11 protein-coding genes, 6 tRNA genes and 1 riboswitch are annotated in these 15,017 nt (G+C 31.5%); of the genes, 1 reads left to right on the top strand and 16 read right to left on the bottom strand.

The genetic code is table 11. From position 1 onward, the window contains the following. Window positions 1-62: 62 nt before the first annotated feature. From secA to KDK92_RS10045, 12 genes are all read right to left on the bottom strand, one after another. Window positions 63-2,564 (bottom strand): preprotein translocase subunit SecA, encoded by a 2,502-nt coding sequence (gene secA, locus KDK92_RS10100; RefSeq protein ID WP_250859137.1) that lies wholly within the window; start codon window positions 2,562-2,564, stop codon window positions 63-65. Window positions 2,565-2,749: 185 nt separating this feature from the next. Further along, complete coding sequence (gene hpf / locus KDK92_RS10095; RefSeq protein WP_250859136.1) at window positions 2,750-3,271, bottom strand: ribosome hibernation-promoting factor, HPF/YfiA family; 522 nt, start codon at window positions 3,269-3,271, stop codon at window positions 2,750-2,752. 279 nt (window positions 3,272-3,550) lie between these two features. Then, window positions 3,551-4,273 carry a ComF family protein gene (locus KDK92_RS10090; protein ID WP_250859135.1) on the bottom strand — a complete coding sequence of 241 codons (723 nt, stop codon included), beginning with the start codon at window positions 4,271-4,273 and terminating at the stop codon, window positions 3,551-3,553. A 156-nt stretch (window positions 4,274-4,429) separates the two neighbouring features. Further along, the gene (gene recD2, locus KDK92_RS10085) at window positions 4,430-6,643 is read right to left on the bottom strand and encodes an SF1B family DNA helicase RecD2 (protein ID WP_250859134.1); all 2,214 of its coding nucleotides are present in this window, start codon (window positions 6,641-6,643) and stop codon (window positions 4,430-4,432) included. A gap of 406 nt (window positions 6,644-7,049) precedes the next feature. After that, window positions 7,050-8,225, bottom strand: coding sequence for a methionine adenosyltransferase (metK, locus tag KDK92_RS10080; RefSeq protein ID WP_250859133.1), 1,176 nt, complete (start codon window positions 8,223-8,225; stop codon window positions 7,050-7,052). Window positions 8,226-8,339: 114 nt separating this feature from the next. Next, window positions 8,340-8,443: riboswitch (SAM riboswitch) on the bottom strand. 25 nt (window positions 8,444-8,468) lie between these two features. After that, window positions 8,469-8,553, bottom strand: a tRNA-Tyr gene (locus tag KDK92_RS10075). A 6-nt stretch (window positions 8,554-8,559) separates the two neighbouring features. After that, a tRNA-Thr gene (locus KDK92_RS10070) sits at window positions 8,560-8,635 on the bottom strand. Between the two features lie 191 nt (window positions 8,636-8,826). Then, window positions 8,827-8,911, bottom strand: a tRNA-Tyr gene (locus tag KDK92_RS10065). 70 nt (window positions 8,912-8,981) lie between these two features. Next, a tRNA-Tyr gene (locus KDK92_RS10060) sits at window positions 8,982-9,066 on the bottom strand. Window positions 9,067-9,072: 6 nt separating this feature from the next. Continuing rightward, a tRNA-Thr gene (locus KDK92_RS10055) sits at window positions 9,073-9,148 on the bottom strand. Between the two features lie 127 nt (window positions 9,149-9,275). After that, window positions 9,276-9,360, bottom strand: a tRNA-Tyr gene (locus tag KDK92_RS10050). A gap of 226 nt (window positions 9,361-9,586) precedes the next feature. Continuing rightward, window positions 9,587-10,210 (bottom strand): hypothetical protein, encoded by a 624-nt coding sequence (locus tag KDK92_RS10045; protein ID WP_250859132.1) that lies wholly within the window; start codon window positions 10,208-10,210, stop codon window positions 9,587-9,589. A gap of 122 nt (window positions 10,211-10,332) precedes the next feature. On the opposite strand from KDK92_RS10045, the gene yyaC reads away from it, so the two are divergent. Then, window positions 10,333-10,866: a spore protease YyaC gene (gene yyaC / locus KDK92_RS10040; RefSeq protein WP_250859131.1), complete on the top strand. Its 534-nt coding sequence runs from the start codon at window positions 10,333-10,335 to the stop codon at window positions 10,864-10,866. A gap of 100 nt (window positions 10,867-10,966) precedes the next feature. On the opposite strand, the gene mreB is transcribed toward yyaC, so the two are convergent. The 4 genes from mreB to spoIID form a co-directional block, all read right to left on the bottom strand. Beyond that, the gene (gene mreB, locus KDK92_RS10035; RefSeq protein WP_250859130.1) at window positions 10,967-11,968 is read right to left on the bottom strand and encodes a rod shape-determining protein MreB; all 1,002 of its coding nucleotides are present in this window, start codon (window positions 11,966-11,968) and stop codon (window positions 10,967-10,969) included. 175 nt (window positions 11,969-12,143) lie between these two features. Beyond that, the gene (gene spoIIID, locus KDK92_RS10030; RefSeq protein WP_250859129.1) at window positions 12,144-12,392 is read right to left on the bottom strand and encodes a sporulation transcriptional regulator SpoIIID; all 249 of its coding nucleotides are present in this window, start codon (window positions 12,390-12,392) and stop codon (window positions 12,144-12,146) included. Window positions 12,393-12,698: 306 nt separating this feature from the next. Then, on the bottom strand, window positions 12,699-13,454 hold the full coding sequence (locus KDK92_RS10025; RefSeq protein WP_250859128.1) for a M23 family metallopeptidase: 756 nt from the start codon (window positions 13,452-13,454) through the stop codon (window positions 12,699-12,701). A gap of 258 nt (window positions 13,455-13,712) precedes the next feature. After that, on the bottom strand, window positions 13,713-14,765 hold the full coding sequence (gene spoIID / locus KDK92_RS10020) for a stage II sporulation protein D (protein WP_250859127.1): 1,053 nt from the start codon (window positions 14,763-14,765) through the stop codon (window positions 13,713-13,715). Window positions 14,766-15,017 lie beyond the last annotated feature (252 nt).

The raw sequence follows: 15,017 nt of genomic DNA, 5'->3' as shown, positions 1-15,017 counted from the left end.
ATATTGTTTTTATAAATAAAGATATAACCAATCCTTAGGATTGGTTATATGTTAACTTTTATTTAAGCTCTTCCACAACAATTTTTGTACTTTCTTCCTGATCCACATGAACACTCATCATTTCTTCCAGGCTTTTTATCCTTTTTAACAGGCTGCTTTTTAACATTGTCATCCTTAACTGCATTAGTTCCAGTCTCTTTTGCCACTCTTTCTCTTTCAATAGCAGCATTTATTGATATATGATATAAATATTTGATTGTATCGATTTTAATATTAGATATCATCTCATCAAACATATCACTACCTTCAAACTGATAAGCTTGAACTGGATCCTGTTGTCTATATGCTCTTAATCCAATTCCTTGTCTTAGGTGGTCCATATCATCAATGTGAGCCATCCACTTAGTATCTACAACTTTAAGAAGAATTACTCTCTCAGCCTCTCTTACTTCATCCTTCAATAGTTCTTCAAGTTCTTTATATTTTTGTTTTGCGATAGCAATAAGTTTTTCCTTTAATTCTTCATTAGAAAGCTTAATAGCATCTTCTAATTTAATTTCATTCTTAGGTAAATATATTTCTTCTAAAAATGCTAACAACTTATGAGTATCATCTTTCAGTGTTTCTTCTAATCCCGACATATGCTTATCTACAGATTCTGATATAACTTCTTCAACCATATCTTGAATCTGGTCTTGTAAATTCTCACCATCTAAAACTTTTCCTCTTTGAGAGTAAATAATTTCTCTTTGCTTATTCATAACATCATCATATTGAAGAACATTCTTTCTCACGTCAAAGTTATTTCCTTCAACCTTCTTTTGTGCCCCTTCAATAGCCTTTGTAACCATTCCAGCTTCTATAGGCTCATCTTCTGGTAATCCAAGTTTATCTACCATACCTTTAAATCGGTCTGAAGTAAATATTCTCATAAGATCATCTTCAAGAGATATATAAAATCTTGAATAACCTTCATCTCCTTGACGACCTGAACGTCCTCTCAATTGGTTATCTATACGTCTTGATTCATGTCTTGCAGTACCAATTACCTTAAGACCGCCAACTTCTTTAACACCTTCACCAAGTTTAATATCAGTACCACGTCCAGCCATATTTGTAGCAATAGTAACTGCACCCTTCTCTCCTGCAAGCGCTACAATTTCAGCTTCCTGTTCGTGAAATTTAGCATTAAGCACTTGATGTTTAATGCCTTTTCTCTTCAACAGTTCTGAAATAAGTTCTGAAATTTCTATACTTACAGTACCAACAAGAACTGGTTGACCTTTCTTATGGCTTTCTATAACATCTTTAACGATAGCATTATATTTTCCTCGTTCAGTTTTATAAACAAGGTCATTTGCATCTATTCTTGCAATTGGTTTATTAGTTGGAATTACTATTACATCTAAACCATAAATCTCTCTAAATTCCATTTCCTCTGTTTCAGCAGTACCAGTCATACCTGATAACTTTTTATACATTCTAAAATAATTTTGGAATGTTATACTTGCTAGAGTTTTAGATTCTTTTTCAACCTTAACTCGCTCTTTGGCTTCTATAGATTGGTGAAGACCATCACTGTACCTTCTACCTTCCATAAGTCTACCTGTAAATTCGTCAACTATTAAAATTTCTCCATCTTTAACAACATAATCTTTTTCTCTCTTCATTAAGAAATGTGCTTTTAATCCTTGACCTACGTGGTGTTGATAATGCATGTTCTCAGGATCAGCATAGTTTTCAAGTTTAAAGAAAGATTCTGCCTTTTCTATACCTGAATCTGTAAGGATAACTGAGTGTGCCTTTTCATCTACCTCGTAATCTTCATTTGTAAGACCCATCACAAAGAAATTTGCAATTTTATATAATTCTGTAGACTTTTCACCTTCTCCAGATATAATAAGAGGAGTTCTAGCCTCATCTACTAAAATAGAGTCAACCTCATCCACAATACAATAGTTCAATTTTCTTTGAACACGTTCTTCTTTATATATAACCATATTATCTCTTAAGTAATCGAATCCAAATTCATTATTTGTTCCATAAGTAACATCACAGTTGTAAGCTTCTCTTCTCTCAGTTTTATCTAAAGAATGCATTATACATCCAACACTTAACCCTAAGAATTCGTGTATCACACCCATCTCCTCAGACTGCACTTTAGCTAGATACTCATTAACTGTAATTACATGAACACCTTCTTTTGATAATCCATTTAAATAAGTTGGAAGAGTTGCAGTAAGAGTTTTTCCTTCACCAGTTTTCATTTCTGCGATTCTTCCTTGGTGAAGAATGATTCCTCCAATTATTTGCACTCTAAAATGTTTTTGTCCAATAGTTCTAACAGATGCTTCTCTAACAACAGCAAATGCCTCTGGAAGTATATCATCTAAAGTCTCACCTTTTGAAAGTCTCTCTCTAAATTCAACTGTTTTACCTTTTAGCTCATCATCTGAGAGCTTCTGCATTTCTTCATCTAAGCTTTCTATTTTTTCTACCAAAGGCATTATTTGCTTTATCTGTCTCTGGCTATACGTACCGAACATTTTCTCTAAAAGTTTCATAATTTATTCATCCTCACCTATATATTTAATAGAATCTCCCTATAATACTTATACTTATAAAATTATAACATTTATTTTATTACCCTTCAACTTTTTGAAAAATCCTTTTAATATATGTAACATATTTAAAACTTATTTAATATTTACATAAATAAAAAAAAGATTGCCTAAGCAATCTTTTTTTATTAGAATTCTGGTTCAATCAACCCATAATTCCCATCTCTTCTCTTATAAACAACATCCACTTCCTCTGTTTCTGAATTAAGGAAAACAAAGAAGTTATGTCCTATTAAATCCATTTGAAGAACTGCTTCCTCAGGATCCATTGGTTTAATTGCAAAACGTTTAGTCTTAACAATTTTACCTTCTTCATACTTTACTTCATTTGGAATTTTATCATAAATTAAAGAATTTCCATATAATTTTCTTTCCATTCTTGTTTTTTGTTTTCTAATTTGTCTTTCTAATTTATCCAATATCAAATCTAAAGCTGTATACATATCTTCATTCTTTTCTTCTGTCCTTAAGTACACCCCATTAAATGGAATTGTAATTTCAATTGAATGAGTATTCTTTACTACACTCAAGGTTATATGGGCCTCCACCTCTGGTTTAAAATATTTATCTAGCTTCGTGAGCTTTTTCTCTATCACTTCTTTCAGTGCTTTTGTAACCTTAATGTCTTTTCCTATAACTTTAACTTTCATGACTTCAGCCCCTCTCGGTATTAAATATATTATGGTTTTATAAACCTTGTTCACTTTTTTTGCAATTTCTATTTTCTTTTCTTGCAACTTATGTTTAAATATATTTTATTAGATTTACACACATACTACAAACTCAATATTTCGCAATATTCTAAAGATTCTTACCAAATATCCCGTTTACACCAACATATCTATTCCACCTTTAGCAATGCATACCACTATATCACATGATATTTAATGAATTTTATGGTATAATAGATTTATCCGAGTCAATATACTCTATGTAATGTTAGCTGAAGCTACAGCTACTATTTCTACAGAACTTGCTCCTCCTTCCATAAGTGTCTTACTACAATAATATGCAGTAGCTCCCGATGTTAAAACATCATCTATCAATATTATTTTCTTATTTTTAATTTTTCCAATGTTTTTTTTATTTACACTAAAAACATCACTTACATTTTCCCATCTTTCTAATCTACTCAATCCTATTTGATCTAAACACTTTTCTTTTTCTAACAAATTGCCTATATAAATTCTTCTATTAATCTGTTTCTTGAGACTCTCTACAATTTTCTTAGCCAGAAGCTCACTTTGATTATAATCCCGTTTCTTAATACTTTTTCTATTACCAGGTACAAAGGTTATTATATCCACTTCTAAGCTTTCTTTTATTATTAAATTTGCTAAATCATTTCCAAAAGCATTAATAACATTAAAATCATTCTTAAACTTCATTCCTTTAATAGCTTCTCTTATATATGCGTTGTAATAATAGCAACAATATGCATTAAATTTAAATCCTCCTTTTTTTATGGTCTTTTTAATGCTATATTTATTATTTTTACACTTGTCACATAATATATGATTATTATTTGTTTGCTTATTACATATAATACACAAGGCTTCATAGTAAAATAATACACTTAAAAACCCATCAGTATATTTTTCTAACTTTTTTCTTATTATGCTAAATAAGCCTTGACCTTTATCACCCTTCATTTTTTATCACCCCATATTAAATATCTTTTATTTTAAATATGGACCATATTACATTTCTTATACAAAAGTCATTTAGCTTAATTTTAGATTTTTTTATTTTATTTAGAAATAAAAAAGCCCATACTCAAGTATGGACTTTTATAATTATATAAAAGGTTATATATCGAATATACTCTGAATTCTATAACTTAGTGCGGAAAACCTTTCATATGTTTTATCATTTCTTATCATATATTTCATAGCTCTTTCTTCTCCAACAAGAACAACCATCCCTTTTGCCCTTGTTATTCCTGTATATAATAGATTTTTGTTCATTAACATAGATGGGCCCATGAACATAGGGATTACAACAACAGGAAACTCACTCCCTTGACTTTTATGTATAGTCACAGCATAAGCAAGAGTCAATTCATCTAAAAACATATCTTCATATATTACATTTTTACCATCATCAAAATTCACACTCACATTACCATTTTCATCAATATCATCAATATAACCAACATCTCCATTATATACCCCAAGTCCACTTCGAGTATTAACTCCATCAAACTTAGTCCATTTTATAGAATAATTATTTTTAATCTGCATCACCTTATCCCCAACTCTAAATCTACCCATTCTTCCATCGATTTCTTTTTTCCCCTTTTCTCTGGGATTCAATTTCTCTTGAAGTTCCTCATTAAGATTATCTACACCTAGAATTCCCTTCCTCATGGGTGATAATATCTGAATATCTCTAATGTTATTCCACTTAGGATTAAATTTAGGTAATCGCTCACTCACCAACCCTATTATTGTATCCACGGCTTCAGTTCTTGGATTTTTCTTTAGGAAGAAAAAATCTTTATCTTTATTATTCAAAACAGGCATTTCTCCATTATTAATCTTATGAGCATTTAATACGATCATACTTTTCTCAGATTGTCTGAAAATATCTCTCAACCTCACCACATGAATACACTCACTATCAATCAAGTCATGCAAAACTCTCCCTGCACCAACAGATGGTAATTGATCAACATCTCCAACTATTATAAGTCTCATCCCATATTTAACAGCTTTTAATAGGTTATTCATAAGAGTTAAATCTATCATAGAAGCCTCATCTACAATTAACACGTCACACTCTAAAGGAGTCTTCTCATTTCTAGCAAAAGCAAGTTCCTCTTCTTCTTCTCCATAACCTAATTCTAAAAGTCTATGTATAGTTTTCGCTTCTCTTCCAGTTGATTCACTCATCCTCTTAGCAGCTCTTCCTGTAGGCGCTGCCATAAAAACAGATAGCCCTATATCTTCCATTATATTTGTAATACAGTTAATAATTGTTGTTTTACCTGTTCCAGGCCCACCAGTAATTATCTCAACACCATTATCAAAAGCTCCAATGATAGCCTCTTTTTGTGACTCTGCAAAACTTATACCATTTTGCTTTTCAAATTCTTCTATCTTATTAATTAAATCTACTTCAAACTTTGGATAGGTTCCTGCAATCATATGAACTATTTTTTTAGTGATTCCTAATTCACAATAATAATATGGGATATTATAAATACATTCTTCCCCTTGGATAACTTCATTCTTTACCCTCTGTTCAAGAACAGCATTATATAATCCATTTTCAATTTCTTCTTCACTCACCCCAAGTATCTCTCTACTCTGTTGCACAAGCGAATTTTTAGGCATATATGTATTTCCATTTAAACAAAATTGATCTATTACATACTTTATACCTGAAGTTATTCTAAATGGGGAAGCCTTATCAACTCCTATACTCAAGGCAATCCTATCTGCTGTTTTAAATCCGATTCCTCTAATATCATCAATAAGCTTATATGGATTTTCTTTAATATTACTTACAGCATCTTTCCCATATACCTTATGTATTCTAATACACTGTTTTGGTGATATTCCATACCCTTGGAGCATAACTACTAAATCCTTGATATCTTTACTCTGTTCAAATGATTTCTTAATTATATCAATTTTTTTATTACCTATGCCTTCTACTTCCAATAACTTATCAATGTCATTCTCAATTATATCTAAAGCCTTATCACCAAACTTTTTAATAATTCTATGAGCAGTAACCGGACCAATTCCATTGATAATCCCAGAAGCTAAATATCTTTCTACCCCCTCTTGCGATTTAGGTTTCACTTCTTCCCAATCTTCTACTTTAAACTGTTTACCAAATTTTTTATGTTCAGTCCACAGACCCGTAGCTTTTATCTGCATTCCTTCTTTTAAAAATGGCATAGCTCCATTTATAGTTTCTAACCTATTTTCAATTTTTATTTTAGCTACCATATATCCATTACTTTCATTTTCATATATAATAGCTTCTATCATTCCTATTACTTCTTCCATAATTTCACCAACTTTACGACTAACATTTGTATATTATATTATACCATAATTATAAAAAAACATAGTGGAAAGTTGACAGTGGACAGTGGACAACGGTTGACATTTCACTCCGTGAAATCTTAATCTTATTGTCCAAGGAACAATAAGATTTTACTCGTTTCATTTATGATGAAACATTGTATGAAAACTACAATATTTTATCTAAAGATAATATAAGCGAAAAAACTGTTACCCTAAAGAACAATACAATGTAGGTTCTGTCCTAAGCCAGAACCATCCATCGTTGTCAACTGTCAATTGTCCACTCTCAACTTGTTTAAAGTTTTCACTTCTTTAGAAGATTTCTTACAATTTGAAAAATATAAAAGCACGTAAGAATCATCATTCTTACGTGCTTACTTTAGATTTATAAGTGTTTCTTTATTTCTTCTACTTTATTAAGCTCTTCCCATGGAAGGTTAATATCAGTTCTTCCAAAATGACCGTATGCAGCAGTCTGTCTGTATATAGGCCTTCTTAATCCTAATTCTCTGATTATAGCAGCTGGTCTTAAGTCAAATACACTCTTAACAATTTCAGCTATCTTTTCCTGCGAAACCTTCTCTGTTCCAAAAGTATCTACTTCGATAGATACTGGTTCAGCTACTCCAATTGCGTAAGCTAATTGAATCTCAAGTCTATCAGCTACTCCAGCTGCAACAAGGTTCTTAGCTACCCATCTTGCAGCATATGCAGCAGATCTATCAACCTTAGTTGGATCCTTTCCTGAGAAAGCTCCTCCTCCATGTCTTCCCATACCACCATACGTATCTACTATTATCTTTCTACCTGTTAGACCAGCATCTCCCTGTGGTCCACCGATAACAAATCTTCCAGTTGGATTGATGAAATATTTTGTCTCATCATCTAAAAGTTCAGCTGGTACGATTGGCTTAATTACGTGTTCCATTAAATCTTTTTCAATCTGCTCTCTAGTAACTTCTGGAGAGTGTTGAGTTGAAATAACAATTGCATCTATTCTCACAGGTTTACCATCTTCAAACTCAACTGTTACTTGAGTTTTTCCATCTGGTCTTAAGTAATCAAGAGTACCATTTTTTCTTACCTCTGATAATCTTCTTGATAATTTGTGCGCCATTGCAATTGGAAGCGGCATATACTCTTCTGTTTCGTTAGTAGCATAACCAAACATCATACCTTGGTCTCCTGCTCCTGTAGCTTCTTCTGAAGCCATACTACCTTCTTTAGATTCTAAAGCTTCATCAACCCCCATTGCTATATCACTTGACTGTTCATCAATAGTTGTCATTACAGCACAAGTCTTAGCATCAAAACCATATTTCGCTCTTGTATATCCAATTTCCTCAATTGTCTTTCTTACCACTTTTGGAATATCAACATAACAATTAGTTGATATTTCTCCCATAACCATAACCATGCCTGTTGTTACAGCTGTTTCGCAAGCAACTCTTGCATTAGGATCTTTTTCAAAAATACTATCCAATATAGCATCTGATATCTGGTCACAAATTTTATCTGGATGTCCTTCTGTTACTGATTCTGAAGTGAATATTCTTTTCATAAAACTAATTCTCCTTTCATTATTAATTCCTATTCTATAACATATTCAGTTACCATTCTTACGCAACAAAAAACCTCTCCATCTAAGACAGAGAGGTAAAATTTCAGCATTTAATTCTTATCTTACAATCATATGATTATAGGAATTAGCACCATAGCAATTATCTTGCCGGTTGCTGGGTTTCATAGGGCCGGTCCCTCCACCTCTCTGGATAAGATATATTTAATTGTTCCAATAATAAAATGGTGGGCGAAGATGGATTCGAACCATCGAAACGAAACGTAACAGATTTACAGTCTGCCCCCTTTGGCCACTCGGGAACTCGCCCATACTATGGAGCTGGCAATAGGACTTGAACCTACAACCTGCTGATTACAAGTCAGCTGCTCTACCAATTGAGCCATGCCAGCACGGTTTTAAACTTTGAGAAACTCCAATTTCTTCGTCACTTCGACTCTCTGCGTTGCTCAAGTACTTTCGTACAGTCTTGACCCTACTCATTCGTCTTGTTCCTCAATCTTGAATCTTCTCAAAATCTAAAACAATTTACGTGACAAAATTATTGTTATCCTTCTTTTTAAATTTTTTTAATATTATAAAATGGTGGGCGAAGATGGATTCGAACCATCGAAACGAAACGTAACAGATTTACAGTCTGCCCCCTTTGGCCACTCGGGAACTCGCCCATGTTATAATATTTTCAATTATGATCTAATCAATGTATAAATGTATATTTGTAATTTTAAAAATAAAGCATGGTGGGCGAAGATGGATTCGAACCATCGAAACGAAACGTAACAGATTTACAGTCTGCCCCCTTTGGCCACTCGGGAACTCGCCCATGCTATGGAGCTGGCAATAGGACTTGAACCTACAACCTGCTGATTACAAGTCAGCTGCTCTACCAATTGAGCCATGCCAGCACGATTTTAAACTTTGAGAAGCTCCAATCTCTTCGTCACTTCGACCTTGAATCTTCTCAAAGCCTAAAACAATTCATGTGACAAAATTATTGTTATTCTCTTTTAAATTTTTTATTATATTATAAAATGGTGGGCGAAGATGGATTCGAACCATCGAAACGAAACGTAACAGATTTACAGTCTGCCCCCTTTGGCCACTCGGGAACTCGCCCATGTTATAATATTTTCGGTGAATATCTTGTGAACAGCTCACCGCGTCTTACCGACAATGACTAGTATACAAGTATAATAGATTTATTTCAACCTTGTATTTTGTCAAATTTTAAAATTATTTTGCTCTAATTCTCATATTCTCTGTTTTACTTGAATATAATATTAAATCCTTTTTTTCTTTTCTACTAATCAAGCAAGAAAATTCCAAATTTTCTTGCTGCTTTTTTATTGAAATGAAGCACCAGATTTTTCAAGGTAATAATACCTTTCTACCTTGCTCATATCAACATATTTGCTCGCGGTTTCTCTTACCTTATCGAAATCTTTTTCATCAAGACAATCCTTCAATAATAGTAATGACTTTAAAACACCATACTCTTGATTATCATGATAAAGTAATTCTTTGATAGTATTGAACATATTTTTATCCACCTTTACAGCTACACTTAATATGTTTTTTTTATCTTCAAAGTTTAAACTACCTTTTATAGTGGAACATTCAACTTTAAATACAGATATTGCTTCATCTTCTAAAATTTTTTCAATTTCTTCTGATGACATTTTTTCTTCATAATCAGAAAATTTTTTTTCAATAGATTCTTTCATTTCATCACGATTCAATATTTTATCTTCAAATTTTTCAAAGGTTTCATCTTGATGTGATTTACTGTCCTTATTTTTTTTCCCTTGATCGCATTCACTTTTATTATTCCCTTTATCTTCAATGATATTATTCTCAAAATAATTATTATCCTTTGAATTAAACTCATTTTTTTCTACAAAAACAGATACACCTAGTATTAATAATTCTACAATAATTATAAAATAAAGTAATTTCAATTTATTCATTTCAAACCTCCTTTTTAAATTATTTACACATTTAAAATTATTATACTTTGAAGTATCAAATTTACTTTGAAAGGTATATATAGTGATATTCCCTTCATATATTTTATTAGGAGGTGAATTATTTGAACAAAGTTAAGGCTCATTATACCGATCCTTTTGCTTACTATAAGATAGCTAATTTTCTTAAAAACTATTTGAATGAAAAAACTATAATTATATGTATTGGTACTGATAGATGTATTGGTGATTGTTTAGGTCCGCTTGTAGGGTCATATCTCTCCGATAGTAATATACCTCTTAAAATTTTTGGTACAGTAGAAAACCCAATTCATGCTTTAAATATAGACGAAAAATTCTCAAATATAAAAAAAGAATATCCTGATTATACATTAATAGGAATTGATGCCTGTTTAGGTGATGATTATAATATAGGTGAAATACAAATACGTGACTACCCAATTCATCCTGGTAAAGGAGTGGGTAAATCACTTCCTAAAATCGGAAAAGTGTCTTTGATTGGAATTGTTGACTCTTGCGATAAGAACGAATTATTTACAAATAGAAATATACGATTAAATCTAGTAATGAAAATTGCCAAAGTAATAAGTAAGTCCATTCTTTATTCTTATAACCTATACAAGGAAGAGAATTCGTAAAAAAAAGCGCGTTTCACGCGCTCAAACTCTAAAAAACAGGCACTTATTCGCCTGTTTTTTTACTTTATTAAAATTCTTATTTAATTTTATTTCTCTATGTTTAATCTTCAAATATATAATCTAAAACTTTTCCAGTACCATAAGCTACACATGAAATAGAGTCTTCTGCAACATAAACTGGTACATTAGTATATTGTTCGATTAATTTATCTAACCCTTCTAGTAATGCTCCACCGCCAGTCATAACAATTCCTTTTTCTGCAATATCAGATGCTAATTCAGGTGGAGTTTTTTCTAAAACAGAATGGGTACTTTCTGCTATAGTATATACGGCTTCTTTTAATGCCTCTTGCATTTCAGCTGCGTTTACTACAATATTGGTTGGTAATCCATTTAATAAATCACGACCTCTAACTTCTAGAGTTTTTTCTGGATCTGCATTAAAAACACAACCAATTTTTATTTTAAGCTCTTCTGCTGTTCTTTCACCAATCATAACTTTATGTTTTTTTCTTATATATTTAATAATGGTTTCGTCAAATTCATCTCCAGCTACCTTTATTGATTGACGAACAACCATCCCTCCCAGCGAAATAACTGCAATATCTGTTGTTCCTCCACCAATGTCTATAATCATATTTCCACTAGCTTTTGTAATATCCAATCCAGCTCCAATTGCAGCTGCTATTGGCTCTTCTATAAGTTCAACTCTTTTTGCACCAGCATTTTTAGCAGCATCTTCAACCGCTTTTCGCTCTACTGCCGTCGCTTCACAAGGAATACATATTGCAACTTTTGGTGCAATCCACCGCCTTTTACCACATGCTTTATTAATAAAATATTTTAACATTTTTTCTGTTATGTCATAATCTGAAATAACTCCATCTCTTAAAGGTCTAATCGCAACTATGTTACCAGGAGTTCTACCTATCATCTGTCTTGCTTCTTCCCCAACTTTTAAAACCCTATCATTTCCTTTTTCACTCTTATCAATTGCTACAACTGAAGGTTCTTTTAAAACAATACCTTTGTTTTTTGAAAATACTAATACAGTTGCAGTACCTAAATCAATCCCAATATCAGCACTCATCCTAAATAACATTATTCAGTTCACTCCTACTCAACTCATTCATAAAAATACATACTTATCTATATTCTAGGAATATTTTCAAATTCCTCTAATATTCTTAATTTTAATTAAGAATATTCTCAAAATAAATATTAAACAGATAGCGGAGTAATTTTATAAAATATTCTTATAAATTAACGTCAAATTTTTATATAGACTTGTACTTTAACTTTGTAGCCCTTCCACCTCTGATATGCCTTTCTGACTTATTTAAATCCAAAACTCTTTTAGCTTCCTGGGCTATTTGAGGATTTATTTTAGGTAATCTTTCAGTCATATCTTTGTGAATAGTACTTTTACTTACTCCAAAAACTTTAGCAGTTTTTCTTATTGTAGCTTCCGATTCGATAATATATCTAGCTACTTCCAAAACTCTTTCTTCGATGTAATCTTTCAAAGAACGCTACCTCCTTAATCCTTCTATTAATATAATATGCAAAGATTTATTCCATTAATACTCTTAGTGCTACATAACGTAATTAAATTGTCATATCTTACAGCATATTTTTCGAAATTGCTACGTTGTCGTCAATTTGCATACAGTTAGTATTCGAATTTCCTCCGCCTTGCACTTTGAAAAAATCTACTTCAATCTATACACATTTAATTACGCCATGCAGCACTAATGACTTAATCATTGTTTTACGAATATTTTTTTGGTGAAAAGTTCAATTTGAAATTGAACTTTTCACCTTATTCATAATTAATTACTAAAATCCATATACTCTTGAGGATCAACAAAAGTATCATAATATTCGTTATAGTTTGCTATAATATCTTCATACTTTTCATTTGAAGCAATTATTTCATAATGTAAATGTGGATCATAATGAGCATTTACAAAGTATACTGCACTCTCTCCAACATTTCCTATAACATCTCCAACTTTAATTTCTGCTCCTACTGATACCTTTACCTCTTCATTAAGATTTGAATATATTGTTTTAAACATATCCCCGTGATTAATTACTACAGTAGTTCCAAATAATTTATCAATTCCTATAAATTCCACAACTCCATCACTACTAGCTTTAACCTCTGAATTGATTTCACACTTAATTCCAACACCTCTTGGTGTTTTATTAGTCTTATCAGTTTTATCAGTTATTGGCTTTCTAAATTGATAAACTACCTCTCCCACTACTGGCTCAGTTAAGTTTTTGATTTCGGGAGAATTAGCTATAACACTTACATCTAATTCCATATTTTCATCTACAACTACAACTGAAACTTCCTCTTTGGTATTTTCTCCATTTTCAACACCAACATCTTGACTTTGATCTACATTTTTGCCATTTTCGAATGCGCTATTAGCTACATTACCACTATTAACAGCTGTACTATTATTATTTCTTATTAATGTGAATATCAATATTCCCGCTACTAATACTAATCCAGCAAAAACAGCAATATAAAAACTAGATTTTTGATAAAATTTTTGTTTATTTGATTCCATCATAAACACCTCCTTTCTGTAATAATGTCCACATTAATAAAAAAAATACATTTGTTATAAAATTTTTCAAAAAAAAAGGGACTTGTTGATATCCAAGTCACAAAATACTTTTTTCATGTACCTTAAGAGTTTCAGTCATTGAAAAAACCCAATCTCAAGGTACAAACAGTATTCAAGCAGTACAGCGAGTCTTAGTGACGATGAGATTGTTTTTTTCAACATCCTCACTTGGTTATCACCAAGCCCCTCGTTATTCTTTTTTTAAAAAATTTTATTAGTATCAGTTCCTATATAGTAGTGCTTAAGTATTTCATTATATTTTTTACCTATCTTGGCCATTCCATTCGCACCCCATTGGCTCATTCCAACTTCATGACCATATCCTTGACAGTACACTATTAGATTTTCCCCTTCTTCACTTAAAATAAAATCCGCAGAATTTAGGGAAAATAATTTTCTGAATTCAGTTCCTTTCAAAGATACATCTCCTATAATAATTTCTTTAACATTCCCAGCATCCGTTCGTTCAATTATGTTAACCTGATCCATTAATGAACTTTTATATAAAGTAACACCTTTATAATTATCTTTAATTACTTTTATGAAATCCATTTTATTAATCTTAACAGTGGAACTAAATTTAGGCGCATCAGAATCTCCATAACTTTGTACACTTGTCAAATATGGTCTTGATTCTGAAAATACCTCTTTACTATTTTCTGTAAACCCACTACTTGCAGCAAAATAATATGGACTATCTATAAGTTCCCCATTATATGTTATCACTACACCTTCAGTCAACTTCACAGCTTCTGAAATTTTTTTGTAATACCTTTCATAATCTTCTCCCCATATGTTTTTCATTTCAGCTTCACTTATATAAACTTGACAATGAGTACTATCACAAATATCCGCATCATGCTCCTTTGCTTTAAGACAGGGGATTCCTTTATATTGTTTCATATGAGATAATGCATATGTTCTTGCAGCCACAGTTTGTGCTTTTAATGCCTCCAACTTGAATTCCGCTGGCATTTCTGACGCCACTACACCTTTTAGATATATTTCTAATGGTATAGTTTCAACAACATCTTTCTTAGTTAAATATACCTTTATGTATATTTCCTCTTTTTCTCTCTGTGTTACTTTATACTTATCCGAACTCTCCTTAATTACTTCTCTTTCCTCCACCATATTGCCGCCTTTACCTGCACCAAGATTAACAAGCAATGTAGTCACAAATAAAAATAAGACTATGGAAAGCACCCCAATTACAATATCAAAAAAATTAACCTTATAATTATTTTTATTCACGTTTACTCACCTTACCTCCAATATTGTATATAAATTTTCCGCCTAATATAGATAAAGAACTTCGTAGGTTTATCTATAAATAAGAATTAACAGAGAACAAAGAAAAAATTATTGTTAATATTCTTCATGCTTCAGAATATCTTAAATTTAATTTTGGTATGATATATATATGTTTTCTTATAAAACAAAAACTACTTATATTTATTATTTGTTCTTTGCTATTTGTTATTTCTCTCTATATAAATATGACCT

The sequence above is a fragment of the Oceanirhabdus seepicola genome (genome assembly GCF_023684385.1).
Lineage (GTDB): Bacteria > Bacillota > Clostridia > Clostridiales > Clostridiaceae > Oceanirhabdus > Oceanirhabdus seepicola.
This window is presented reverse-complemented; position numbering and strand designations above follow the sequence as displayed.

Excerpts from the sequence above, each read along its gene's own strand:
- secA (WP_250859137.1), bottom strand. The coding sequence starts at position 2,564 with ATGAAACTTTTAGAGAAAATGTTCGGTACGTATAGCCAGAGACAGATA.
- hpf (WP_250859136.1), bottom strand. The coding sequence starts at position 3,271 with ATGAAAGTTAAAGTTATAGGAAAAGACATTAAGGTTACAAAAGCACTG.
- KDK92_RS10090 (WP_250859135.1), bottom strand. The coding sequence starts at position 4,273 with ATGAAGGGTGATAAAGGTCAAGGCTTATTTAGCATAATAAGAAAAAAG.
- recD2 (WP_250859134.1), bottom strand. The coding sequence starts at position 6,643 with ATGGAAGAAGTAATAGGAATGATAGAAGCTATTATATATGAAAATGAA.
- metK (WP_250859133.1), bottom strand. The coding sequence starts at position 8,225 with ATGAAAAGAATATTCACTTCAGAATCAGTAACAGAAGGACATCCAGAT.
- KDK92_RS10045 (WP_250859132.1), bottom strand. The coding sequence starts at position 10,210 with ATGAATAAATTGAAATTACTTTATTTTATAATTATTGTAGAATTATTA.
- mreB (WP_250859130.1), bottom strand. The coding sequence starts at position 11,968 with ATGTTATTTAGGATGAGTGCTGATATTGGGATTGATTTAGGTACTGCA.
- KDK92_RS10025 (WP_250859128.1), bottom strand. The coding sequence starts at position 13,454 with ATGATGGAATCAAATAAACAAAAATTTTATCAAAAATCTAGTTTTTAT.